22 protein-coding genes, 16 tRNA genes and 2 rRNA genes are annotated in these 24,068 nt (G+C 41.7%); 3 read left to right on the forward strand and 37 right to left on the reverse strand.

From position 1 onward, the window contains the following. Both ABE34_RS03615 and thpR read right to left on the reverse strand, forming a co-directional pair. Positions 1-1,035, reverse strand: a complete 1,035-nt coding sequence (locus tag ABE34_RS03615; RefSeq protein ID WP_197140544.1) for an ABC transporter permease — start codon at positions 1,033-1,035, stop codon at positions 1-3. 178 nt (positions 1,036-1,213) lie between these two features. Next, positions 1,214-1,777, reverse strand: coding sequence for an RNA 2',3'-cyclic phosphodiesterase (gene thpR, locus ABE34_RS03620; RefSeq protein ID WP_197229818.1), 564 nt, complete (start codon positions 1,775-1,777; stop codon positions 1,214-1,216). Between the two features lie 819 nt (positions 1,778-2,596). Between thpR and ABE34_RS03625 the strand changes: the two genes are divergently transcribed. Then, positions 2,597-3,418, forward strand: coding sequence for a DUF2785 domain-containing protein (locus ABE34_RS03625; RefSeq protein ID WP_197140548.1), 822 nt, complete (start codon positions 2,597-2,599; stop codon positions 3,416-3,418). A gap of 559 nt (positions 3,419-3,977) precedes the next feature. Here the strand turns inward: ABE34_RS03625 and ABE34_RS03630 are convergent. The 16 genes from ABE34_RS03630 to ABE34_RS03705 all read right to left on the reverse strand — a co-directional run bounded on the left by ABE34_RS03630 (position 3,978) and on the right by ABE34_RS03705 (position 16,871). Then, positions 3,978-4,325: a hypothetical protein gene (locus ABE34_RS03630; RefSeq protein ID WP_197140550.1), complete on the reverse strand. Its 348-nt coding sequence runs from the start codon at positions 4,323-4,325 to the stop codon at positions 3,978-3,980. A gap of 675 nt (positions 4,326-5,000) precedes the next feature. Then, on the reverse strand, positions 5,001-5,549 hold the full coding sequence (locus ABE34_RS03635) for a phBC6A51 family helix-turn-helix protein (RefSeq protein ID WP_197140552.1): 549 nt from the start codon (positions 5,547-5,549) through the stop codon (positions 5,001-5,003). Positions 5,550-5,570: 21 nt separating this feature from the next. Beyond that, positions 5,571-7,373, reverse strand: a complete 1,803-nt coding sequence (locus ABE34_RS03640) for a hypothetical protein (RefSeq protein WP_197140554.1) — start codon at positions 7,371-7,373, stop codon at positions 5,571-5,573. Between the two features lies 1 nt (position 7,374). Then, a complete protein-coding gene (locus tag ABE34_RS03645; protein ID WP_197140555.1) occupies positions 7,375-7,650 on the reverse strand; it encodes a hypothetical protein in 276 nt (91 codons plus the stop codon). A 61-nt stretch (positions 7,651-7,711) separates the two neighbouring features. After that, complete coding sequence (locus tag ABE34_RS03650) at positions 7,712-8,053, reverse strand: DUF2577 family protein (protein ID WP_197140556.1); 342 nt, start codon at positions 8,051-8,053, stop codon at positions 7,712-7,714. Beyond that, positions 8,043-10,268 carry a phage tail protein gene (locus ABE34_RS03655; protein WP_197140557.1) on the reverse strand — a complete coding sequence of 742 codons (2,226 nt, stop codon included), beginning with the start codon at positions 10,266-10,268 and terminating at the stop codon, positions 8,043-8,045. The genes ABE34_RS03650 and ABE34_RS03655 overlap by 11 nt, the downstream gene beginning before the upstream one ends. Positions 10,269-10,271: 3 nt before the next feature. Next, positions 10,272-10,682 carry a hypothetical protein gene (locus ABE34_RS03660; RefSeq protein ID WP_197140558.1) on the reverse strand — a complete coding sequence of 137 codons (411 nt, stop codon included), beginning with the start codon at positions 10,680-10,682 and terminating at the stop codon, positions 10,272-10,274. Beyond that, the gene (locus ABE34_RS03665; protein ID WP_197140559.1) at positions 10,672-10,968 is read right to left on the reverse strand and encodes a hypothetical protein; all 297 of its coding nucleotides are present in this window, start codon (positions 10,966-10,968) and stop codon (positions 10,672-10,674) included. Before ABE34_RS03665 ends, ABE34_RS03660 begins: the two co-directional genes overlap by 11 nt. Before the next feature lie 81 nt (positions 10,969-11,049). Beyond that, entirely contained in the window at positions 11,050-11,361 is a 312-nt protein-coding gene (locus ABE34_RS03670) for a hypothetical protein (protein WP_197140560.1), read from the reverse strand. A gap of 66 nt (positions 11,362-11,427) precedes the next feature. Continuing rightward, positions 11,428-12,192, reverse strand: coding sequence for a hypothetical protein (locus ABE34_RS03675; RefSeq protein ID WP_197140561.1), 765 nt, complete (start codon positions 12,190-12,192; stop codon positions 11,428-11,430). A 34-nt stretch (positions 12,193-12,226) separates the two neighbouring features. Then, the gene (locus ABE34_RS03680) at positions 12,227-12,460 is read right to left on the reverse strand and encodes a helix-turn-helix transcriptional regulator (protein WP_197140563.1); all 234 of its coding nucleotides are present in this window, start codon (positions 12,458-12,460) and stop codon (positions 12,227-12,229) included. 131 nt (positions 12,461-12,591) lie between these two features. Further along, positions 12,592-13,566, reverse strand: coding sequence for a hypothetical protein (locus tag ABE34_RS03685; protein ID WP_197140564.1), 975 nt, complete (start codon positions 13,564-13,566; stop codon positions 12,592-12,594). Between the two features lie 46 nt (positions 13,567-13,612). After that, positions 13,613-14,809, reverse strand: a complete 1,197-nt coding sequence (locus tag ABE34_RS03690) for a hypothetical protein (RefSeq protein ID WP_197140566.1) — start codon at positions 14,807-14,809, stop codon at positions 13,613-13,615. A gap of 389 nt (positions 14,810-15,198) precedes the next feature. Beyond that, positions 15,199-15,420: a hypothetical protein gene (locus ABE34_RS03695; RefSeq protein ID WP_197140568.1), complete on the reverse strand. Its 222-nt coding sequence runs from the start codon at positions 15,418-15,420 to the stop codon at positions 15,199-15,201. A gap of 753 nt (positions 15,421-16,173) precedes the next feature. Then, positions 16,174-16,401, reverse strand: a complete 228-nt coding sequence (locus tag ABE34_RS03700; protein WP_197140570.1) for a hypothetical protein — start codon at positions 16,399-16,401, stop codon at positions 16,174-16,176. Then, complete coding sequence (locus ABE34_RS03705; protein ID WP_197140572.1) at positions 16,398-16,871, reverse strand: hypothetical protein; 474 nt, start codon at positions 16,869-16,871, stop codon at positions 16,398-16,400. Before ABE34_RS03705 ends, ABE34_RS03700 begins: the two co-directional genes overlap by 4 nt. A gap of 151 nt (positions 16,872-17,022) precedes the next feature. Between ABE34_RS03705 and ABE34_RS03710 the strand changes: the two genes are divergently transcribed. Together ABE34_RS03710 and ABE34_RS03715 are read left to right on the forward strand one after the other, a co-directional pair. Beyond that, the gene (locus ABE34_RS03710) at positions 17,023-17,244 is read left to right on the forward strand and encodes a helix-turn-helix domain-containing protein (protein ID WP_197140574.1); all 222 of its coding nucleotides are present in this window, start codon (positions 17,023-17,025) and stop codon (positions 17,242-17,244) included. A 102-nt stretch (positions 17,245-17,346) separates the two neighbouring features. Then, complete coding sequence (locus ABE34_RS03715; protein WP_197140576.1) at positions 17,347-18,108, forward strand: UPF0489 family protein; 762 nt, start codon at positions 17,347-17,349, stop codon at positions 18,106-18,108. Positions 18,109-18,737: 629 nt separating this feature from the next. Here the strand turns inward: ABE34_RS03715 and ABE34_RS03720 are convergent. The 19 genes from ABE34_RS03720 to ABE34_RS03810 all read right to left on the reverse strand — a co-directional run. Beyond that, positions 18,738-19,700, reverse strand: coding sequence for a tyrosine-type recombinase/integrase (locus ABE34_RS03720; protein ID WP_197140578.1), 963 nt, complete (start codon positions 19,698-19,700; stop codon positions 18,738-18,740). A gap of 149 nt (positions 19,701-19,849) precedes the next feature. Next, a tRNA-Leu gene (locus tag ABE34_RS03725) sits at positions 19,850-19,930 on the reverse strand. A gap of 47 nt (positions 19,931-19,977) precedes the next feature. Next, a tRNA-Cys gene (locus ABE34_RS03730) sits at positions 19,978-20,051 on the reverse strand. 8 nt (positions 20,052-20,059) lie between these two features. After that, positions 20,060-20,134: transfer RNA gene (locus ABE34_RS03735), tRNA-Gly, on the reverse strand. 7 nt (positions 20,135-20,141) lie between these two features. After that, positions 20,142-20,216: transfer RNA gene (locus ABE34_RS03740), tRNA-Gln, on the reverse strand. 21 nt (positions 20,217-20,237) lie between these two features. Further along, positions 20,238-20,313: transfer RNA gene (locus ABE34_RS03745), tRNA-His, on the reverse strand. Between the two features lie 32 nt (positions 20,314-20,345). Continuing rightward, positions 20,346-20,421, reverse strand: a tRNA-His gene (locus ABE34_RS03750). 16 nt (positions 20,422-20,437) lie between these two features. Beyond that, positions 20,438-20,511: transfer RNA gene (locus ABE34_RS03755), tRNA-Trp, on the reverse strand. Between the two features lie 13 nt (positions 20,512-20,524). After that, positions 20,525-20,608 (reverse strand) — tRNA-Tyr (locus ABE34_RS03760). 9 nt (positions 20,609-20,617) lie between these two features. Continuing rightward, positions 20,618-20,693 (reverse strand) — tRNA-Thr (locus ABE34_RS03765). 9 nt (positions 20,694-20,702) lie between these two features. Further along, positions 20,703-20,778, reverse strand: a tRNA-Phe gene (locus tag ABE34_RS03770). Positions 20,779-20,793: 15 nt separating this feature from the next. Continuing rightward, positions 20,794-20,869 (reverse strand) — tRNA-Asp (locus ABE34_RS03775). 4 nt (positions 20,870-20,873) lie between these two features. Continuing rightward, a tRNA-Met gene (locus ABE34_RS03780) sits at positions 20,874-20,948 on the reverse strand. Positions 20,949-20,973: 25 nt separating this feature from the next. Then, positions 20,974-21,049, reverse strand: a tRNA-Val gene (locus ABE34_RS03785). A gap of 14 nt (positions 21,050-21,063) precedes the next feature. After that, positions 21,064-21,138, reverse strand: a tRNA-Glu gene (locus tag ABE34_RS03790). Between the two features lie 31 nt (positions 21,139-21,169). After that, a tRNA-Ser gene (locus ABE34_RS03795) sits at positions 21,170-21,261 on the reverse strand. Between the two features lie 5 nt (positions 21,262-21,266). After that, positions 21,267-21,343: transfer RNA gene (locus ABE34_RS03800), tRNA-Asn, on the reverse strand. A 16-nt stretch (positions 21,344-21,359) separates the two neighbouring features. Further along, positions 21,360-21,475, reverse strand: a 5S ribosomal RNA gene (rrf, locus tag ABE34_RS03805). A gap of 116 nt (positions 21,476-21,591) precedes the next feature. Further along, positions 21,592-24,068 (reverse strand): 23S ribosomal RNA (locus tag ABE34_RS03810); the annotation flags it as partial.

The raw sequence follows: 24,068 nt of genomic DNA on the forward strand, positions 1-24,068 counted from the left end.
TTAAGCCTCTCCTTGCTGTATCGCTTGTAATGGTTCAATTTTTTTAATTTGGATTGCTGAAATTGTAGCGCCTACAAATCCAATAACTAGAAATACAATCGATAATTGCGTTGTTGTCGCAATCGTTAAAGTGAATGGCATTCCTTTTGGCGCTATTAGATTAAAGGCCTGGCTAAAGGTTACAGATAAAACAAGTGAAATAACTGTAATGATGGCCATCTGTGTCCATATCATTTTAAATAACTTGCTTGTTTTTAAACCAATCGCCTTTAAAATTCCGTATAAGCCGATTTTTTGGACATTCATCATATAGAAGAAGATGGCGAACAACATCCCACTAATGACTACTAGAAACCAAACAATCATATTTAAAGACATTTGTTCTGCGTTATAGCTTGGGATTATGTTAAGAAATTCTTTATTTGAAAATGATTCTAATCCAGCAAATTCTTTTGAAGAATCTCCGTCTGGTACGAAAATCATCTGCATTTCATCCACACGGTAAATTTCTTTATAATCCTCTTTATTAATATAGGCAACAGGTGCATGACTATATTTCTTTTGATCGACAAATCCCTTTACTACAAACTTGCCACCAAATTGATTATTCGTTAATGTATCTCCTACTTTAATTCCTTTATCTTCCATTGAGCTGTCTAATACGACTTCATTATGTTTCACATTTTCAAATAAATCTGAAGCGGTAGATGTAACAAAGGCAACGCTTTGCTGCTTATCGTCCTGATCATTTAAAAAGCCCATTTGTAATGAAAAAGCTACTGCATCTTTTTCTTTGCTCAATATTTCATTTTGTGTACCGCTATCTATTTTTGACAGATTATAAGTTTGATTTGCATCCTCATTCATATAAAATTGACCTTGTGGTAAATCCTTAATTAGAGCGGCATTATCTTGTGACAATCCGTTCGCCAAACCAGAAATAATAAAAGTTAATAAACTAACTAAAAAAACAATTGACCCTAATATTAAAAATCTTACTTTATTCTTCTTAATTTCTTTCCACGCAAGATTCATCGTTAACTCCTCCATTCCTTTTTACATCCTTAGCATAAAATCCTTAAATGAACGGAAGATGAACTAATTATTAATTATGAGATGTTTTTAACAAAAAAAGCTCATAAACCTTTTCTTTGTTAGGTTTACGAGCTGATTGAAATATCCATCATTATTATAGTAGGCTTTTGACAGAGATCTATTGGCCATCTAAACGCATGGAAGCTTTTTTATAATATTTTGGGGTTTCCTCTATTTTTGATTCGTACAAAACCACTTCATCTACTAGAAATTTAGGAAGCTGAAAATTCTCTTCCATCAATGCCTCGAACGGAATTTTTCCGCATGCTTCATCCCACTTTCTTGCAACAGTTATATGCGGGACAAAGGGCTTCTTATCTAATTCAAATCCAACCTTCATACAATCTCGGTATACTATTTCTTGCACAACATTTAATTGCTGCGATTCGAGCAGATCGACCCATAAAATTCTTGGATATTCTTTTCTTCCAAAAATATTGAAACCCTGAATTTTTAATTCAAATGGAGATACATTCAAAAGATTTTTCCTCGCTTCATTCAGTACAGCCTGTAATTGCTCCTCTTCATCCGCATGACCTAAAAAAGCCAAAGTGATGTGATAATCTTCCTGATGAACCCATCGTTTAAAATGAAAAGCTGACTTCATTTTTTCACACTTTTCATTAAGAGCTGCTTTAATGTCTGAAGGAAGTGGAACTGCAATAAAAAAGTGTCTGTTCATAATCATACCCTCTCTATTCATCATAAATGCTACCTAACAGGCATTATGTCTTTTCCTACAATAATTTAACCATACTACTCACGCTTAAGGCTAACCCGCTTTGCTTTTTATCTATTTTTGTCTTATTATCTTTTCTTATTAAATAATGCCCAGTTACTTCAAGAACTAATAACCCTAACATGGATAGAGAGGTGGTCTAAATGAAACTACAAGATTATTACCAAAATCGGATAAACAGTTATATCTCCTTTAATTTAGGACAACCTGTTCCATGTATTCGCTCGATTTAGGATCCATCTGATATTTAAAGAGTAGTCCTTACTGTGTAGGTGACAACGATAATATTTCCTGAATATTGTCTTTTCTTAATATTTTATTATTTATCAAGTAAACCATCCTTTTATTTTGTAGTAAATTTCAGTTAAATCAATTGTAATTATTGCTTCAGTAGATGTTCTTCACACCAAAATTTAAATTCCATTAGTTATTGCGATTTGGATTAATTTAATTTAGTATACAAATAACAACTCACTAACTATTAACTTACAAGGAAAATTCTGAAAAATATTATATAGGTTCTTTATACTAAAATCGGGTGGAGAAGTTTTTTAGATAGCAAGTTTTCGTATAAAATACATCGAAGGAGGGGGGATTTTATGGATTTTATCAGGAAATAAACCGCTTGGAAATAATTTATTCCCTTCTGCTATTGCGGAGTCTCTGATCCTATCTGTACTTTATAGTAAGGGAAGAAGCCTTATAGTCAGTAGAAACCCTTGAAAAAGTTAGTTCAGAAAATTTCTAGTAGGAGCGTGTAAAATGAATTTAAAAGAAAAGTTGATATTAATAAAAGAAAATGGGTACCAAGCACCCCCCGATACATTCCAGTTGATACTAGAAATGATAAATAACATCGGTTCTTTGGATGCCCAACTACGTGATGAGCTAATTTATACAACCTTATCTCATTGGATTCCTGATAATTCTCTAACAGCAAACGAACTAGAACAACTTCTACCGGTTGTTTTGGATAAAAACCATTTGCTTTTTAAGCTTGGTGAAACAAATACAGACTCTGTCTTCACTCGATCTTTCTCCATGCTAGTCATACCGCTCTTCTTCATGAGGCATAGAGAATCACCATTTCTCTCAAGAGAGCAAATTCATCAGATAAAAGAGAAAGTATTTTACAATGTACAAGAAGAGCGAGATTACCGTGGGTATGACGAAGAAAAGGGCTGGGCTCATGCTATAGCCCATGCAGCAGATGCTTTAGAAGATTTGGCTCAATGTTCCGAACTGGATAAAAATGACCTCATTACTATCCTCGATTTAGTTTACGAAAAGATGACCATAACAGATCGAGTTTACTCCGATGGGGAAGATGAGAGAATGGTAAAATCCATAATTAGTGTTTTAAATAGAAAAATACTTAGTCAGACTTATGTAGAACAATGGATTCAAAGTTTTGGTGATGTGGAGAAAAATTCAGAATTTCTCCCTGCCTTTAAGCAAAAAAATAATATAAAGAACTTTTTGAAAAGCTTATACTTTCGAGTTAAATTTTACAAAGTGGATGCAGTTCTCTGCCCGACTATCGAGCATACATTATATAAAGTAGAAAAAGTATACTATTCCTAATTAAAAAAATGAGGGGAAAGCACCCGCACTTGTCCGTCTCCACTTCAAATGTGGTAACAGGCAAACAATAGCCCTCAGGGGACATTTTTACTTCACACTTTTCACAGAAAATTTGATTTGCGGGGATTCAGATGGATCTCCGTTCTACATGGCGTCAAAGGAACGTTGAGGGTTAAAATTATCTTTGAAGCAAACGTATGCAAACCTACAATAATTACGGGGGTATCTTTTGTCTCTCTTCAAAATAGTTAAAATAATTTCGATTCTTATCGTTTCCTATCGTAACCCCAAAAATGCAAAAAGCTCACAAACCCTGTACTATCAAGGTTTGTGAGCTTTCCAAACTTACTAAACGTAACATATATGTACGTGATGATACCGGTGGTCGGGGTCGAACCGACACTCCAAAGGAACACGATTTTGAGTCGTGAAAAGAGTGCGTTAGATACTCCGACATGCTAAACGTTAATTTGAACGGACATTTAATCGAATAATGCGTAAACGACCGTTTTCCTATTACCGATAGTTTACGCTACGCTTATCCGAAAGTAAAGATAAATTACGCTAACTTCACAATTACTTCTATTATAATACGTTGTTCATTATTTGCTGTTTGAATAGTTGTCGATGATGGAATAACTTCTGCGCTAACTGGCGGTACATAAACAGCAGTACCTTGTTTCAAACGTTCAATGACGATAGGCATAACATCTCTCGGTCTTTTTCCCGAAGCAACTTCGCTCAACATCCAATCCATTTGTATTGCGTCATTACCTTTATAAATTGCACCTATCGAATCTTTAGGAGCAAACTCCGGAACTTCCTTACGAATGTCTCTCGCATAGCCACGAATTACCGGTTCTTCAATACCGTATTTTTTAGAAAAGTCGCCTGTTCTCATAATCATTATAAAACCCCCAATGAACTATTTATATACGTCAATTAAACGCTCATTTGAAGGATTGCCGTAATTATTAGATTTTAAACGTCATTCAGACGATTCCAGACGGCTAACTATCCGATTCAACGATTCTCGATGCGTCTGACAGCGCTGAATATCCCGATTACACTGACTACCGTCTTTAAAAATGAAATTTATTTTGTGTATGACGTAGAGAGGCGGGATATGATCGGTGGCCGTTGGGGGGTTTCTATATTCAATTAACGTAACTTTGACGCAATGAATAGCGAAAGAATATTTATTCATTCTAGCTTCCCAAAATTATAATTATGTAAACTAAAACAACCTACGAAACGTTGTTATATCAACGTTCTTCAACTACCGCAAAACTGCCCATTATGCAGTATTTTATACATAACGCTCAAACGCAGTATCTACGCATGGTTACGTTATGTAACTGCAACAGTCCGATTGATTACGAATGCATAAAATGTAACGTTTATTCGCATTTATTTGCATTGTTTTTGACCCCCTATTTTTTGAGCGACCTTCCGCCAGCCACCTCTGCCTGACGTAATCTCCGTAATAATCCTAGATTAAGTGGCGATATGTAAACGTAGGCATAAAAAAAGACGGACACATAAGCGCTATACTACGCCTACATGCCCGATAATAACCACACTATTCCGTTGTATCTGCCTCAATCATCTTCGTCGGCATATCGATAACATCTACGTCGCCCTGCTCTGCTTTCGCAATGATACGCGCAATATCTTCGTCACTCACTTGCGAGCCAACTCCGCCCTGGTTAACAGTAATTTCGTGCTGTTGCTTCGTATTGCCCATGCCAGCGTGATTTAAGAAGAATAAGTTGGCGCCAATGGACGGTGTGCCTGAGAATGAACCGTCTGCTAAGCCTTTCATATTCCTCAACGCCTGCAGCACGTAGTCATTAGCGATAACTTGCGCTGCATCCTTTATATAGCGATTGAACTCCGGCGACATCCGATATTCATATAAGGTTTCACGTGACACACCTACATCTGCAGCGATTTCACTAAATGATCGGCGCTTTCCTTTGCCACTGCGCGGTAATGAATCGTTCACAATGATAAGCTGTGCAGCTAATAGTTGGCGCTGTGTTAAGTCGTAGTTCTCTACTGGAATAGATGGTAGTACATCTAAGTCCACCTCGGTAATTAGTTCTGTTGATTTGATTTCGTTTGTCATATCGTAATTCCTCCTGTTATCTTAGTGAAACCCTCGCCCTATTTGACGACGGCCTGTTACATTCGTTTTATACTCTGGATACACACCGTACATCCAATCTGGTTTCGGTATAATCCTTGCTTCCGGTTTTTTAGCACTAGAGAACGCCATTTCAATCGCATCTAAAACGTCCACGACTCCGTTAGGATACTCTTGTAACTCTCGATACACCTCTTTATGATCGCGATTAAGAATGAGCGACTTATTAGCTAGTGGTACTTCTAGCGACTCGATACGGCTCGCCTTCGACTTTGTACCATGTGTTTTAATGGTTTTCATACGCGTGTGATAGATAGAGTTATGTCGCATAGTATCTTCTAGTTGTTCAGCATAAGCTCTGTACGCTCCAATACCTTCAACAACGCATTTATGCGGCTTATACTCAGCCATTCGCGGTAAGATTTCCATGATAAACTCCGACGGTACTTGTCGACTTGCATAAACATCTAATACGAATACGAGTCCACTTTCCTTATGGCGTCCTAACGTTACGTATGCGTTAAGTGCCGACCTTTTACTACCCGCCAAAGCAGGATCCCAGCACGCTACTTTATCCATATCTCGCAAATAGTAATACTTATCGTTATATTCGATTGCATCTAGGTGATGTTGTCCGTCAAATACTCGTCGACAGTATGCGTAGTCCTCTGGTGAAAAATGTTGCTCATCGCTCGCGAATGATTGATTCATATACTCCGAAGCAAAGGCACGACTGCCGATGGACGCCTTAACATGCATTAGCTCGCGGTATGTCCAACGGTTAGACCACGCTAACTCTATGCCCGATTCTAGTTCGTCCCTATGTTTCTCGTAATATTCGTCCAGTTCAGCGTCCGTTGCTTCGCCAGTGTACATATGCAAATAGTCGCTCCACAAATGCGGATTATCCGGCTCATTGATAACTGCAGCATGAAATAGTCGCTTATAGTCGCGACGTTCCAGTAGATGCGACAATAGACCGTTTGCCGTAACTTTTGTTCCGACGAATGCAATTACGCCATTCTCTGAAGGTAAAGGCTCAACCGTTGAGTTCCACCAGTGAATTAACTTCTGGCGTTGTTCTTCCGTCGCCTCATTGTTCAGTGAAGATAAATCATCACATATACAAAGCGAAGGACGAGCAGAATTGAACGTCTTGCCTCGTAGACTTTTCCCGGCTGACGATGCCTCAACTAACTGCTTATTCGTAGTAATGAACGTATCCTCGTTATCGCGCTCGTTCTTAGTAGACTGCTTGTGAAGCAACTCTCCGAAGTCCTCGCGTAATTTTTCGTTATGCTTCAATTGATTAGCGATAGACGCTACCAATCGCTTAGCAAGCGTATCTGTCTCGGAAATTATAAGGATGTAATTATCGTGTCCATATGCTAGTGAATGAAGAGCTTTGATTGTACTGACTATCGAACTTTTCGCATGACCGCGAGGCGCCGCAATAACGAATCGCTTATCTTTACGTTTAGTGATCGCATCACACACGTCATACATATCGCTATGAATAGCTGCGGTTTCTTCTATCGTTTCATGCGGTCGATCATCGCTGAAATTACGGATAATATTTCCGGCATCATTGCCAGGATTGCGTTCGTCGGAAAAGTATTCATATGCGAAGTGTGCTACGTCATGTTCGCCTTTTATAATTGATTCCAGGCGCTCACTTTCACGGTCCATCGCTACGAGTTGCAATTGTTCCTGGCTTGTTAGTCTACCTTTGCCGGCTTTCTTGGCCAACGCATGGATAGCGCGACTTAGCTGTCTCAATCGTGCTTTACGTTCGCTCATATTCATATTATTTAGCACCTCCCGCGATTAATAAGTCGCCAATCTTGTCACGAGTCTCGGCTGCAGCCTGTAGATGTTCTGCGTCACCCGTCACATGGAACATAATCGCTGATGTGACTAAATTGCGTGCTGTAATCGTTTCTGGCGTCTCCTTCATCTGATTTAGCGCTCTTAAATCCTCTTGCAAAGCCGAAAGAGTTTCCCCGTCTGTAGAGCTTAATGCCGTTGTAAATGCTGCTAAAATTGTGTGTGTTTGAATTGCTTTCAAATTATCTTTAGTCATATTCCCATCCCCTTTTTAAATATAAAAAAGACAAGCGCAATTAAGCGCCTGTCCCCCGTTGTTATTTATCTGATAACGATAATACGTATAGTTGTTGCTGATGTTCTGGCTCGAATACTAGCACCCGAACGCCTGCTTTCAGCTTACTGTCGTACTCAATCGTTGCTTCCTGTCCATTAATCCTCACTGTTTCTGTATATGGCAATAAGTGCGGATTACATATGATAATATCATCGTCAATTTCCAAAGTGTCAACATCGAGAAGAACTTTTAAATTCGGATGCTCACTTGTTATAGTTGCCGCCTTTAAAGTACCGCCCGCGTTATATCCAACGGCTCGGATTGACCCAATTAACCGTGAGGAGCCACTGCCTTCTTTAGGAATCGCAGGTTTAGTAGCCAACTTGTGTCGCCTGCCTTTCGATTAATTTCGCTAGTTGATACGCTATCTTCTCAATGTCCGCCTCTTCACGAACAGTGAAGCTGTTGCCGGAAATAACGACTGGTCCGCTAGAACCGTTTCCGCTGTTGCCTTGCGAGTAATCTTTGTTTTCCTGTGCAGTCATAACGCGTTCGCCTTTGTGCAAGCGTGTGTAATAAGAATCGTAGGGCACATAATCTAATCCATGATAATTAGATTTTGCGTTACTGCCTTTTTTACCATCTCCTGCACCGATTAAGCCTCCGACAAAGTTTACTCCTGCACTTATCCCGTTAGTCACCCAGTCCGGTAATTTAGCTTTGCCGATAAATCCGATAAAGTCCTTTACATGCCCGTATGCAGTCGAAATCCATCCGCTAAGTGTCTCGAACCAGCCCTGTACGATTTCTAACGCTCCCGAAAACGTGTCGAACGCGTTTTTAACGGCAGTTAAGATAAAATCAACTAATGGCGCTAGTACGTTATCCCACATCCATTTAATAACGGTAGACAAAGCTTCCCACGCCAAACCTAGCGCAGATAGAATCGGCTTAGCGATTGACCATAAAGTCGAGAATAACTGAACCAGGAACGAAATAGCCGGAGCGATAACGTTGTTAAATACGATCATTGCGACGTCTCCGATAATCTGCAACATGTTCCAAAAACCGCTCAGATATGGCTCAATTATTGACCATGCATTCGATAGAATATCGGACACTGTAGACCACGCCTGAGAAAATGCTGATTTTAAGCGCTCAAAAATTGGCATGAATTGTGCTACTTTTTCGGAGATATATGACTTCACTTCTTCGAATTTAGACTTGATTGATTCAAACGAACCTTTACCGAAAATCTCATCAAAAACTCCACCTACGCCGCCTTTTTTAAACGCTGTTGTTAATGTCGATATTTTAGTTTTGATTCCGTCTATGATACCGTTCACTTTAGTTGCTATGTCTGGCGGAAATAATGCGCTTATTAAGCCACTCACGCCACCTTCTTTAAATGCTGACCATAACGTTTTTACTTTACCGATAATGCCGTCAATAGCACCACGGAATGCTTCGCTATTATCATAGAGCGCTTTAAATCCGACTACTGCAGCTGCGATTCCCATTGCGATTAAGCTGATAGGGTTGGCTAGTGCAGATATTGTCCCTACTACGGCTAGCGCAGCTACAAACGTGCCAATCGCACCGACTATGTGAGCGATCGGTTTTCGCCATTTCACGAATAGATCATACAACGCAATGGCTTTATCGGTTGCTTTGCCGAGCATATTACCTAATTTGTTACTAAGTGCTTCGGTATCAATTCCTTCAAACATCGTGTTTAGTCGCCGTAAAAAGTCACCTAATTTAGTGTTACTTTCCATCCCCATATTTTTAAAGAATGTTTGCGATTTCTCTTGAAGCTGCGACCACAAGCCTTTGGTTGTATTCCCCATCTTATTAACCATTTCATCCGTTACACCCATTTTTGTTAATAATTTATCTAAACCAGACATCTTAGCAGACAAGCCGTCCATTTTAGTGATTTTTTGCAATTCCTTTTTATCTAGCCCGACCGCCTCGTACATTGAAGTATAGTCACCTTGCATAAGTTCCTTTGTTGAAAAAGATGCCTGCTGAGTATCTACGCCAGAAAAGGCTTGAATGCGCTCAACTAAGCCCCAAACCTGTTGGAGTTCATCAACATTCTTACTAAGTCCTATGAACGCCTTTGAGTTAGACATCATATCTGTACTGTTTAAAACTGGACTCGCGATAGCTGCCTTCTCGACCATTTGAAGATACTTTTTCGCTTGTTTATCGTCCCCAAACATCCCGCTAATTGCCATCGCATTTTGTTCGTAGTTTGAGGCAGCGCCGATTGTTGCATTAAACAATTTGGCCATTCCTTGTGCTCCAACGTATGCCCCTGCGATACCAATTAAAGCACTTTGAGCCCCCTTCAACGATGCACTTAAACCGTTTGCTCCAACGCGCAATGAACTGACTTGCGTAGCGAACCCGCCCAGTTTACTTGAAGCTGATGACGTAGCATTTCCGAGCCGACTTATTGCAGATTGAGAACGAGTCATGCTTTCGCTAGTTGTACGGCTTACACGGTTCATTTTCTCCGTCATCTGCGTGATTTTACGTAATTGAGCTGATCCTCGATCCCGAACCTTAAAAATTGCAGAAAGTTCCATAAATCACCATCCCGCCTTTCTTAGTTCGGATTGAATCTCTTTTTCCATCCATTGGCGCCACTTTTCCTTACTTTCCATTGCCGGCTTATCGAGGAACTTTTTCTCACCGGTTATTGCGTTACCATTACCTTCATGAATGTAATAAGCGTAATTAAATCTCCTCGGGCCACGCGTTGCATTCGCGGTAATCTCAACGCCCGCGCCATCGCCTTCGGTAAAAACTTCTGCTTCAATACTTCGTCGAAGTGTACCGCCTAGTTTCTTGGGACGTTTATCGATTGGAGCGATATCGACCGATTCGGCTTTCCAATCGTTCTTAACGTCTGTGAGTCCAGTTAGTAAAGCTTTACCTACCGCCTCTGGCGATTTCTTTAATGCTCGCTCAAGTTGAGATAAATCGAGATTAAATTCCATACGATTTCCCACCGATCATGTCGCTAACAACAGAATCAAACTCTTTACATACACGTTTAAATTCCTCGATGACATCTTGTCCTTCTGCCTGCTTTGTAGCGAGTACCAACGCCTCTAGCATCTTGGCTGCGGCGCGTGACCATTGAGGATCACTTACTACAACTTGTAATAACAGAGGCTTAATGCCGTTAGCATAGCGAATGTAATCAGCGTTAACTTTAAATTTGCGCTTGTCGATATAGTTAACAGCTCCGCCAGCTTTTACTACTACTTGCTTTCCGTTCATCTCCCGTATCCCCCTTGAGTTTTTTGAATAGAAAAAGACACGACGATTAAGTCGTGCCTTTCGTTAATATTGCGTTATTTACTATGCGTCCACCGGCTTAATTGACTGCGATGTAATGGCCGGCGGATGTGAAATTTTCGGTTGGTTTGCTTGCTCTGTAACTAGCGCCTGCTGTCGCTCGAACGCTGCTTTAATAGCAAAATATCGTTTAATTGCTTCAACACCTCGATACTCAGCGTGATTTGCTGCGATAGCTAAGTTATGTGCGTCGATTTTTTCATCCGAAATATCAACTTGTAATACGTCGAAGCCTTCCGGTAACTTCTCAAATAATTGTTCGTCACCCTTAATTGCAAAAGTGCCGTCGCCGTTTGTTAGCATAGAAATTGTCATTTAATCATCTCCATTCGGTTTTATTTGTGGAAATATAAAAAGGCGGAACCAAGTCCGCCCTAATCGTTATTCCATTACATTTGTTCCAGCCATACCTCCGAGTGTTTCAACCTGTCCGTCAAGGATACCTAGCGCCGTTTCCGGATCGTTAATGTGATTTGCAATAGCGCCAATATACGTCTTAACAGTGTCGTGCTGAGGCGATCCCTCACGGAACAATTTAATGTCCTCACCATCGCTAAAGTACGCTAGGATTTCGTTAGCCCTTGCAACTTCCGGCGTAGTAGCCTTTGCCTGGACGCTAGAATAAATATATCTTAATGCCTGTCTATGCATCGGACTGTCGTCGATAGCAGTTACGGTCTGGATAAGCGAAGGGAACGTTTTTTGTAGTTCGGTAGCATAATAAGGTTCATCATATTTTGATTGGAAAGCGTCAATTGCTTTAATCGCCGTATCTACGTTTGTACTAAGCATGATTGACGTCTGTAAAGCAGCGAGTTCTTGCTCGAACAACTTAACGTCTACTGTATTTGAGGGCGGCTTAATAGCTTCTGTTTTCATCTTTTTAGCAAGTGCTGTAGCTTCTGCAACAACCTTCGCATAAGTGGCTTTTTCTTTCGCTACAACATCAAACACTTCGCGAGCTGCCTCTCGCTTAAACTCCTCTACTTTTACCTTTTTACCTTGAGGCGTAAGATGTTGGTCATTTCTAATCTTGGCCAGTGGATCGTTCATTCCTTCTCTTACTTGAGTAGCGATTGTTGTAGCGAATTTCGATCTAATTTCGTAACCTTGGTCAAATAGCTCGTTTAATTTTTGGATTGTCATAATTTTCATTTCCCCTTGTCTTTTAAGTTATTTTTTATTGTAAAGCGTCTGCAAGCGATTGAATTTCTACGGTTGCTGCAGACACTTGACGACTAATTGCAAGTAATGCTTCTGCCGCACGTTCAGCTACAGACCTGGACAAATTTCTCTCTCCGCGTTCAATAAAGCCTAGCATGACAGGCGTAATACCTATGTGCTTTGCGAGTTCTCCTTGTGAGACTCCGAATATTTCGCGATAGTATTTGATTTGATTTGCTGTTAGTGCCATTTTTATCCCCCCCTTTTTTTGTTAGTAATAAAATAACTACATGTAGTGAAAATAAAAAAGCCGCCCATTATGAGCGACTGCCGAGTTATTTTATTTACTTTTTTCTCTCTTTCCCTGTTATTTAAAATACGCTACTTTGTGACTTTTTTCTTGATGCGTGACAACAACTTTCTTAAATTTGTGTAATCAACACCTAACTCTCCAGCTGCGTAATCTCTTTTTATAATCGCATAGCCTCGGCGATCGCATGAGTACCCATCAAACTTACATATTCTACGGTCACGATCGATTATCTTAATTAACTCATCTACCAACTCACGTTGCTTTTTAGTCAATCGCTCAACCTTGCTAGCACTAAATCCAGGTATTATAGCGTTATAACTATCCGTAGGAAATTGCTTTTTAACATACAATGTTACCGAATCTCCAAAACTGTTACGTCGATAGATTCGTTTCATACCATTACGACGCAGCTCTAGCTCACCAAATTTAGACGTTATAGCCTTGTTCATGTAAACGATAATTTCACGTTCTGACTTCGATACGTCCACATATCCAAGCGCTCGCTCAATCGAAGCGACGATATTTTCATCAACTCCTTGTTCTACTTCTAAACGGCGTTCCTCTCGTTCCATGCATCTACGTTTAGCATATTCGTAGAACTCTAAAAAGTATGGTAGCTCAGTAGCATACAACTCCCGTTTTATTCTGTCCATAGAAGCATCTACACACGTAAATAACGTTGCATCCTGTTTAAATTTCAATAAATAGCCATCAAAATCTGTATACTCACAACCGAAGTCAATACCAAAGTCAATGTAAATCATCGAAAGTAGGCGATTTAACTCCTTTGCCGTTTCATCTAACCTTTCTCCTAAGTAATCGCGTAGGGCGCCCTTTTTAAGCCTTCTGACACGATACCCGATATAATGCTCAGGTCTACTTAACTTCACGTTTACGTGTACCTTACCGTCCATGAGGGGGAACACTTCTCGCGTTGGGTCTTTACTAAAATCAAAAGTAGCTCCATATAAAATCTCATCAATAATTAAACGGTCACCAGTTTGTTGATAGTTTACAAGTCTTTGTTTGAAGTCGTTTGTCATAATCTCATTTCCCCTTTGCAGAATAGTTTTTTGAAGAGTTTTACCATTAGATTTCGTATCGCGCCCATTTTTCGAGTAGTTCTCGCATACGTCTAGCGGGCATATATAGATTGATAGATTCTCCATTGCGGATGCGTGAGCGCCAAACCCATTGAAGTAAGTCCGATACCGCTAGCTTGTCTTGACTAACCGTGATATCATGGCATTCAAAGAAAGCTCGCTCGTTTGGATGCATGAATCGATTGTAACAATACATTAAAGTTGAGCGATCTGCATATTCGTTGGTAGCGCGAGCATTACATGCTAAGAACCCCTTTGCGTATCCCTTACCTTTAAGGTCAGACTGATGTTTTTTTACAGTCGTCCATAATACAGCGTTAGCTTTTGCTTTAGCTACGTTGCGTACAAATGAATACATACTTGATTGAATTTCCTCTAATTGATCCTCAGACTGCCTACCTAACCATCTCACACTAAACGCCGTAGGTATGTCGCCATGACGATTATGCGCCCCATCGTAAAGATTAATTAATGCGCGCAATGCCTCACGCCCCTCGTCACGTTTGTTATATTCGACTAAATGCCCACCCTTTACTGCTCTAAGTTCGTAAGGGATTTTATAAAGATCAAAATAATATTTCATTAATTGCGCTTCGAACAGATATGTCAGTACATAAACCTCTGTAAATGTCTCAAAGATTTTCGGCGGAAACGCATAGATTAAAAATTTGTCTCGCATATAGTAAAGCGTGCCAGCTTGCGCTTGAAGCTTGATGTGATCGTAAACTCCGTACTCATACTCTGCCTCATTCGCATTCCAAACTACGCGGTGATTTTCGATTTTTATAAAACCTCGTTCCATTAGTAGCCGCATATCAGAAGGCGATACACTCGCATTATCTATTACACTCATAACCTCGTCCAAAATCAGTGTATAATTGTTCTCTCTTAATAGCTCTCGCAACTCAACGTCGGCCATCTCGAAGAGTGAGTGCGTAGCTGCAATGTCCTTTCCACCCGCAATCAACTGTTTAAGGCTCGTTAACTTACTACCACCCTCAACATTGGTTGATGGTTGTGCGAATGAACGACCTGTTGCCGAGCTAATTACGCGATCAACTTCCGCAAGAAATGGGGTAATGTAGATGAAACGCTCTAATGGACTAGCCGCGTTGATTTTATTGATAGCATAAGTCGTCTTTCCTGCTCCCATCACCGAATCAATTACCGTTACGTTTTTCATTTCCATTTGAAAACCTCCGATTTGTAGAATTATTGTTGTAGACGACGACCCCACCGCCTCAGCGCTTAAGCACTTTTACATACCGTTCCTTTAAGGGACAAAACGAAACTTACGAATAAATGACGATAAAACTGAATTTGCGAGAATATATGATACATAGAATTAGCGTTAAGCACTTTTATATCGTTATAAGTGTTTATCACAGATATCATTTTTGCGATTAGCAAAAATAGAAGTATGAGCGTTAGCGAATGCTTCGTAAAGAACTCTACGGCTCATTTCATTCGCCTATCGCTGCCAGCAAACTGTCATCGATGATAAGCACTTTTTATATACCTCTCTTTAAGGACGACACCTCACAAACGTTGATATGACGCGGTTTATAACGGTCAATAAGCACTTTTCATTTCGGATAAGTGTTGCAGTTGAGGTCGTCGAGAACTTTTGGCGAGAATTTCATCGATAAGATGTGATCGTTCAAATATAAAGACAAGTTTGCCTCGCTCATGTCGACTTGGCTCCATTTTGATTAAGGCTTGTCCCGCATCGATAATTTCCTGTGCTACTTGGCGAGAATGGATTACGATAAATTTTTCGATTTTCGCTTGCATTGTTGTTCATCCTCCTGTATAATGAAAATGTAAATAAGATAGTATATAATAAGTGAAGTCTGCGCGAAAACAGACGTATCACTCTCCATTATATCGGTTACTGCTTGCAAATGTAAAGCAGTTTTTTGCATTTTTTTTTAAACTTTTTTCCTCTACTTCCGTTCAGCCTTACTCCCTCTAAGCGTCAAGCCACTTTTAATATGCAATACACTTCCGAATCTACTAAACCGCCTCGAGACGGCTTTACTTCCTTCTACTATATAACGCACACTAAAACGTCCTATTTTGGTACAACTTTTAGGAAAAATTTATTCCTACTTACTTTAACCTTAAATCCCCCTTTGTTTTAGGCGCTCTACCCTTCGTATGATAAATACGTCGACTCTCGATTTAAAACCGTTTCTAGCCACGTTTATAAAGGCGAAGTGAAGGCGTGCTGTATCCCCGGGGACACACTTCCGAATCTCTCCGATTTCGTCTTTGACAAAATGCCAAAGTCGCTGACGTTGGCGATTCTATGGAATGATTTCGATTATGCGCCGTGCGCACGAACGATTGTCGGTAGCTTCCTCGCGTTTATAATAGAAAAACGGCTACTCTGCAAAGTAACCGTCCTCAATCGTAGTTGGCGCTACGATTATGATACTAGTCGCTTGTTGGCGCAAGCTCTAGCGAATATTTGCCGGTCCTGTTGGCGCAGGATCAGCGTTATATATGACTCTACTAGTTGGCGCTAGTTGAGCGTTTAACTTTTCACATATTAATCGTTACACATATAAACAAAGCTATTGCGATAGAAAACGCTGTTGTACCGTAGTACCACACTCTAAGTTCACCGTCCTCGCCTTCTTCACCGAAAAAATATGCGTCTACCTGCTTCGCTGTATCAACGGCTGCTTTCGTTAGTAACTTAATGTACGCCTTCTTATATTCACGTTCAAACGACTGTGCTGACGCTTTACGCGCAACTCCTTGTTTCATGCCGGAATACCCCCAATCACTAACTCCTGACCATCAACTATCAAGGCACGATAAAAGTCTGAACAAACTACATGCATATGATCGAAAATTGGAATCGTTTTAAGTGCTGTATTTGATAAACGCATTACTATAGTTCGCCAAGCACCTTTCTCTGTGGAAACTGCCTCGTAATTATTTAAGTAATCACTACTATCTGCGATAACAACTTCCGTAGCTTGGTCGGCTACTTTTTTCGTATACTCTGCTATTAAACGTTTGCACTTACGAATAGTGTCGTCAATCATTTCCTGTACGTATAACGGAACTGGTGTCGTAGGAACTGTATAATCCCACCTACAGTTACGTCGCTTCACAAACACTCGATAAGACGTTGAGAATACGCCTTCTTTTTCAAACGATACAATTTGATACTCCACTGACCAAACTTCATTGTCTGTTAACCATTTGCCCTCGTCTAACGTCGTAAACATTTCACATTCCGCCTCTCTCAGTGTTATTTTTGCACATTGCAGTGTGCTTTATAGTTAATATAATATACACTACAGTGTGCATTGTCAACAATAAATTGAAGTTATATACACTACAGTGTAAAATGAAATTAAAAAAGGATTGTGACTACGTATGATTAAAGTACATTTATCTCGTTTATTAGGTGAGAAGAGAATGAAAATTTCAGAGTTAGCAAAAGAAACTGGATTACATAGAAATGGTCTTTCACGTTTGTATAACGAGGAAACTGATGGAATAAAGTTCGATACATTAGAGAAGGTTTGTAAAGCTTTGAATTGTGATATTAGTGATCTAATCGAAATAGTGGACGAAGAAAAAGCGCATGCTGACTAATAGTTGGCTGCTCTTTTTTATTATTTGTATAACGTAATTTATCATATGGCGATTATGCTATGATGGATATAGTTGGAATTATATGTTTAGGAGTCGAACAAAATGGAATGGTTAAAAGATGATAGTTGGAAAATGAAGCACTCTTCTAAAGAAATTTATTTGATGATAAACCATAAATGGGCATTTGTTGTCTGGGAATTAGCTCTGATAAATAATGTTATTAAAGATAATTCAGCGCTTGTTCATGTAGATTCACATTTAGATGATTGGGTCGATTTAAGTTTGGACCCTAGATATTACAAAGCAAAAACTGAACAGGATATTAAGTTATTAGGAAATTATAAAAATACCGATGGAAATATTGATTATGAATTAGATTATGCTAATTTCATCATCCCTTCATTTGTAAGAAATACGATTAGAAGTATCATCTATGTAAGTGACTACAATAATACAGAATTAAGTGTTGACCAAATTTATAATTTTGTCATCGAAAATTCGAAAAGTAGTTTCATTGTAAAACATATTGAGATGTTTATTAAAAATACCCCTTCTATAAAACGCTTTTACAGTGTAGAGGATTATTTTAAAGCACCGCCAGTTATCCCACCCAACCAATCAAAAATATTAGACTTAGATTTAGACTATTTCAATGACTCAGATAATCTACTCTTTTCTAATTTAAAAACTGATAAAGTAATTAAAGATAACTTAAGACATTTAAAAGAACAGCATGATTGGGATTTGATTACCGTCGCTCTATCACCTTCACATTGCGGCGGAGATCAAGAGTGCTTACATATATTTAAATTATTTCTAGAAGTTTTCGAGTTAAATTTTGCTGATTTTGAGTATTGGTTGTAATTAAATTTTATATATTAAAGTAGTTGACAATCGCACCCAATTTCAGCAGAATGGCTGCTCGCTCCGGGAAATCGGCGCAAAGTGGTTACCTATTATCGCTAGACACGTAGAAATACGCGAAAAGCAACAATAAGTAACAACCGCATATTTCAGCGTCATAGTGACGTCCTGGGTTTCTCGTATGCTCCTGTTAGATTGGGATATTTCTATCCGTATGTACTCGTCTATTTATCGTCCTAGACGTGCGGTAGTCCTTAATTGAGCGTATTTGTACGCTGATTGTCCGCTTGTACATGCTTACCCTAGCCGTAACTAGCCGATAAACCATGCCGCGCCCTTAAATGGTGGCGCTCACCAATTCGTCGCAACCGTAACAGGAAACGGCTTGACCTGCGATATAGTCGCTTTTGTGCAATGGTACGACTAACCTTTCCAGTTTTGTTTAACGTCCTGTTAGTGGGCAACCAAGACGGAATAACACTGAAAAAGGCCGCATTTAACAGAACTTGCATCAACCGATTTTTTCGGATATAATGAAGCCTAATAAAACACTTGCGTCGGGAAACGTTTTAGTGTTAATCGTATTAAGTTAAGGTCTAGCGCTCCAACGCTAGGCTTTTTCTTTTTGTCTAAAGATTATTTAACGGACTAAACTCACGATGTTTGTCGTGGACCTCCGTTGAAAATAGATTTACATAGGTCTTTACCATCTCCATCGTTGAGTGGCCGAGTATCTTTTGTAATTCGAATATACCAGCGCCATTCATAACGGATAGCTTTGCGAATGTATGGCGCATTGTATGAGGCGAGCATCTTACGCCTTTAATCCCTGCTTTATTACCGTATTGAGCAACTATCTTCTGCAGAGAATTACGTTTCATTCCTGTACCTTCTAATGTGACAAATAACGCATCTGTTTCGCATGTCCCTCTTAATTGAAGATACCGACGAAGCTGCTCCTTCATTTTCGCTTGTATCGGTACATAGCGATGATAATGATTTTTCGTATTACGAATAAACACGAGACCTTCCGATAGCTTCACATCTTCTACTAAAATACCGCAAGCTTCATTTAAACGGATTCCAGTTTCGAGTAACAGCATCATAAACGTATAATCTCGCTGACCTGTGAATGTTCGCTTGTCCGTCGCATTGAACAACGCATGTAACTGTTTAACGGTGAATGTTTCAACGCTATTCTTACGGTCACGGACTAACGGAAACTTCGCCAGATCATTTACGGCCAAGTATTTATTTTCTAGTAACCAATGAAAGAACGCCCGAATCGCTCTTAGCTTTGAGTTTATCGTTGTTGTCCGAAGTCCGCGTACTTGCATATCCTCGACTAACTCCTCTAAGTGCTTCCGCTGTACGTCGTGAATAAATAGCGAATGCCCTACGCTGACCAAGAACGTACGGAAGTGATTTAGTTCACGTTGATAGTAAGTAATCGTAAATTCGCGCAAGCCACGTCGTTTCGCATCCTTTATAAATACCGCCAACGCTTCATCAAACGTAGTCACCTGCATTGATACCGAACGACTCACGAGATCGAGTTCCCGTCCTACCAATTCGTTATTACGCTTAGACATAGAAAAAGACCGCCTTCCTTAGTATTTAAGGAAAACGGTCTACTAGCGAACATGCTAACGACTAATTTGACGCACATTATACGTCTAAAACGTAAAAAAGCGCCTCATGCTTACGCATGAAACGCCCGTCAAATCAACGATTTAAATGATACCGGTGGTCGGGGTCGAACCGACACTCCAAAGGAACACGATTTTGAGTCGTGCGCGTCTGCCAATTCCGCCACACCGGCATAATGGAGATAAAAAAAATCGGATAAACCGATTAAGTAATAAATTATGGAGGCGGCAACCGGATTTGAACCGGTGATAAAGGTGTTGCAGACCTGTGCCTTACCACTTGGCTATGCCGCCTTAATAATTGGAGCGGAAGACGAGGTTCGAACTCGCGACCCCCACCTTGGCAAGGTGGTGTTCTACCACTGAACTACTTCCGCAAAAAAATGGCTGGGGTACCTGGATTCGAACCAGGGCGTGACGGAATCAAAATCCGTTGCCTTACCGCTTGGCTATACCCCAAAAGTTAAATATATATAAATATGGGGCGACTGATGGGAATCGAACCCACGAATGCCTGAACCACAATCAGGTGCGTTAACCACTTCGCCACAACCGCCATATTATTATATTTTATTATTCTAAATTAAATGGGGCGACTGATGGGAATCGAACCCACGAATGCCTGAACCACAATCAGGTGCGTTAACCACTTCGCCACAACCGCCATGAAATTAATTGATTGGCAGGGGCAGTAGGAATCGAACCCACACCAAAGGTTTTGGAGACCTCTATTCTACCGTTGAACTATGCCCCTATGAATAAAAAACTGGTGGAGGGGGACGGATTCGAACCGCCGAACCCTAAGGAGCGGATTTACAGTCCGCCGCGTTTAGCCACTTCGCTACCCCTCCGGAATTACATGGTGCCGGCGATAGGAGTCGAACCCACGACCTACTGATTACAAGTCAGTTGCTCTACCAACTGAGCTACACCGGCAAAAAAATATGGTGGGTCAGGACGGAATCGAACCGCCGACACTTAGAGCTTCAATCTAATGCTCTACCAACTGAGCTACTGACCCATATTTTAAAAAAAATGGCGGTCCCGACCGGGATCGAACCGGCGATCTCCTGCGTGACAGGCAGGCATGTTAACCGCTACACCACGGGACCATTTTGGTTGCGGGGGCCGGATTTGAACCAACGACCTTCGGGTTATGAGCCCGACGAGCTACCACTGCTCCACCCCGCGATAATAAGGTGATTTATTTAAATAATGGTGGAGGATGACGGGCTCGAACCGCCGACCCTCTGCTTGTAAGGCAGATGCTCTCCCAGCTGAGCTAATCCTCCATCTGGGTATTAAATGGTGACCCCTACGGGATTCGAACCCGTGTTACCGCCGTGAAAGGGCGGTGTCTTAACCACTTGACCAAGGGGCCATCGTTTGGAATGAAAAATCCTTAAAAGTGCTGGCGGAGAGTAAGGGATTTGAACCCTTGAGACAGTGTTAACCGCCTACACGATTTCCAATCGTGCTCCTTCGGCCACTCGGACAACTCTCCAAGAATGGCTCCGAAGGCAGGACTCGAACCTGCGACAACCTGATTAACAGTCAGGTGCTACTACCAACTGAGCTACTTCGGAATAATTTTATCATATAGCCTAGCGACGTCCTACTCTCACAGGGGGAAGCCCCCAACTACCATCGGCGCTAAAGAGCTTAACTTCCGTGTTCGGTATGGGAACGGGTGTGACCTCTTTGCCATCATCACTAGACTATTTTGAAAGACAGTACCTATTATAACGTATATTTGTTGAAGTTACAAGTATATTTTCAATAGTTTTTATTCTTTCAAAACTGGATAAACGGTGCATTGAATGTTTCAAACATTTTGGTTAAGTCCTCGATCGATTAGTATTCGTCAGCTCCATGTGTCACCACACTTCCACCTCGAACCTATCTACCTCATCGTCTTTGAGGGATCTTACTTACTTGCGTAATGGGAAATCTCATCTTGAGGGGGGCTTCATGCTTAGATGCTTTCAGCACTTATCCCGTCCACACATAGCTACCCAGCGATGCCTTTGGCAAGACAACTGGTACACCAGCGGTGTGTCCATCCCGGTCCTCTCGTACTAAGGACAGCTCCTCTCAAATTTCCTACGCCCACGACGGATAGGGACCGAACTGTCTCACGACGTTCTGAACCCAGCTCGCGTACCGCTTTAATGGGCGAACAGCCCAACCCTTGGGACCGACTACAGCCCCAGGATGCGATGAGCCGACATCGAGGTGCCAAACCTCCCCGTCGATGTGGACTCTTGGGGGAGATAAGCCTGTTATCCCCGGGGTAGCTTTTATCCGTTGAGCGATGGCCCTTCCATGCGGAACCACCGGATCACTAAGCCCGTCTTTCGACCCTGCTCGACTTGTAGGTCTCGCAGTCAAGCTCCCTTGTGCCTTTACACTCTACGAATGATTTCCAACCATTCTGAGGGAACCTTTGGGCGCCTCCGTTACCTTTTAGGAGGCGACCGCCCCAGTCAAACTGTCCGCCTGACACTGTCTCCTGCCCCGCTAAGGGGCATGGGTTAGAATTTCAATACAACCAGGGTAGTATCCCACCGACGCCTCCTTCGAAGCTGGCGCTCCGAGATCTCTGGCTCCTACCTATCCTGTACAAGTTGTACCAAAATTCAATATCAGGCTACAGTAAAGCTCCACGGGGTCTTTCCGTCCTGTCGCGGGTAACCTGCATCTTCACAGGTACTATAATTTCACCGAGTCTCTCGTTGAGACAGTGCCCAGATCGTTACGCCTTTCGTGCGGGTCGGAACTTACCCGACAAGGAATTTCGCTACCTTAGGACCGTTATAGTTACGGCCGCCGTTTACTGGGGCTTCAATTCGCAGCTTCGCTTGCGCTAACCACTCCTCTTAACCTTCCAGCACCGGGCAGGCGTCAGCCCCTATACGTCACCTTACGGTTTTGCAGAGACCTGTGTTTTTGCTAAACAGTCGCCTGGGCCTATTCACTGCGGCTCTCATGCGCTTGCACGCTCAAGAGCACCCCTTCTCCCGAAGTTACGGGGTCATTTTGCCGAGTTCCTTAACGAGAGTTCTCTCGCACACCTTAGGATTCTCTCCTCGACTACCTGTGTCGGTTTGCGGTACGGGCACCTCTCACCTCGATAGAGGCTTTTCTTGGCAGTGTGAAATCAGGAACTTCGTCCATACGGACTCGCCATCACAGCTCAACGTTACAGTGTGCGGATTTGCCTACACACACGCCTTACTGCTTGGACGCGCATAACCAACAGCGCGCTTACCCTATCCTACTGCGTCCCCCCATTTCTCAAACGGTGAGGAGGTGGTACAGGAATATCAACCTGTTGTCCATCGCCTACGCCTATCGGCCTCGGCTTAGGTCCCGACTAACCCTGAGCGGACGAGCCTTCCTCAGGAAACCTTAGTCATACGGTGGACGGGATTCTCACCCGTCTTTCGCTACTCATACCGGCATTCTCACTTCTAAGCGCTCCACCAGTCCTTCCGATCTGACTTCAACGCACTTAGAACGCTCTCCTACCACTGACATCGTAGATGTCAATCCACAGCTTCGGTGAATCGTTTAGCCCCGATACATTTTCGGCGCAGCGTCACTCGACCAGTGAGCTATTACGCACTCTTTAAATGATGGCTGCTTCTAAGCCAACATCCTGGTTGTCTGTGCAACGCCACATCCTTTTCCACTTAACGATTACTTTGGGACCTTAGCTGGTGGTCTGGGCTGTTTCCCTTTTGACTACGGATCTTATCACTCGCAGTCTGACTCCCGTGTATAAATATCTGGCATTCGGAGTTTGTCTGAATTCGGTAAACCGGGATGGCCCCCTAGTCCAAACAGTGCTCTACCTCCAGTATTCTCATCACGAGGCTAGCCCTAAAGCTATTTCGGAGAGAACCAGCTATCTCCAAGTTCGATTGGAATTTCTCCGCTACCCACACCTCATCCCCGCACTTTTCAACGTGCGTGGGTTCGGGCCTCCAGTAAGTGTTACCTCACCTTCACCCTGGACATGGGTAGATCACCTGGTTTCGGGTCTACGACCACGTACTAATTCGCCCTATTCAGACTCGCTTTCGCTGCGGCTCCGCCTTCTAAAGCTTAACCTCGCACGTAATCGTAACTCGCCGGTTCATTCTACAAAAGGCACGCTATCACCCATTAACGGGCTCTAACTACTTGTAGGCACACGGTTTCAGGATCTCTTTCACTCCCCTTCCGGGGTGCTTTTCACCTTTCCCTCACGGTACTGGTTCACTATCGGTCACTAGGTAGTATTTAGCCTTGGGAGATGGTCCTCCC

The sequence above is a fragment of the Lysinibacillus sphaericus genome (genome assembly GCF_015844675.1).
Lineage (GTDB): Bacteria > Bacillota > Bacilli > Bacillales_A > Planococcaceae > Lysinibacillus > Lysinibacillus sphaericus_E.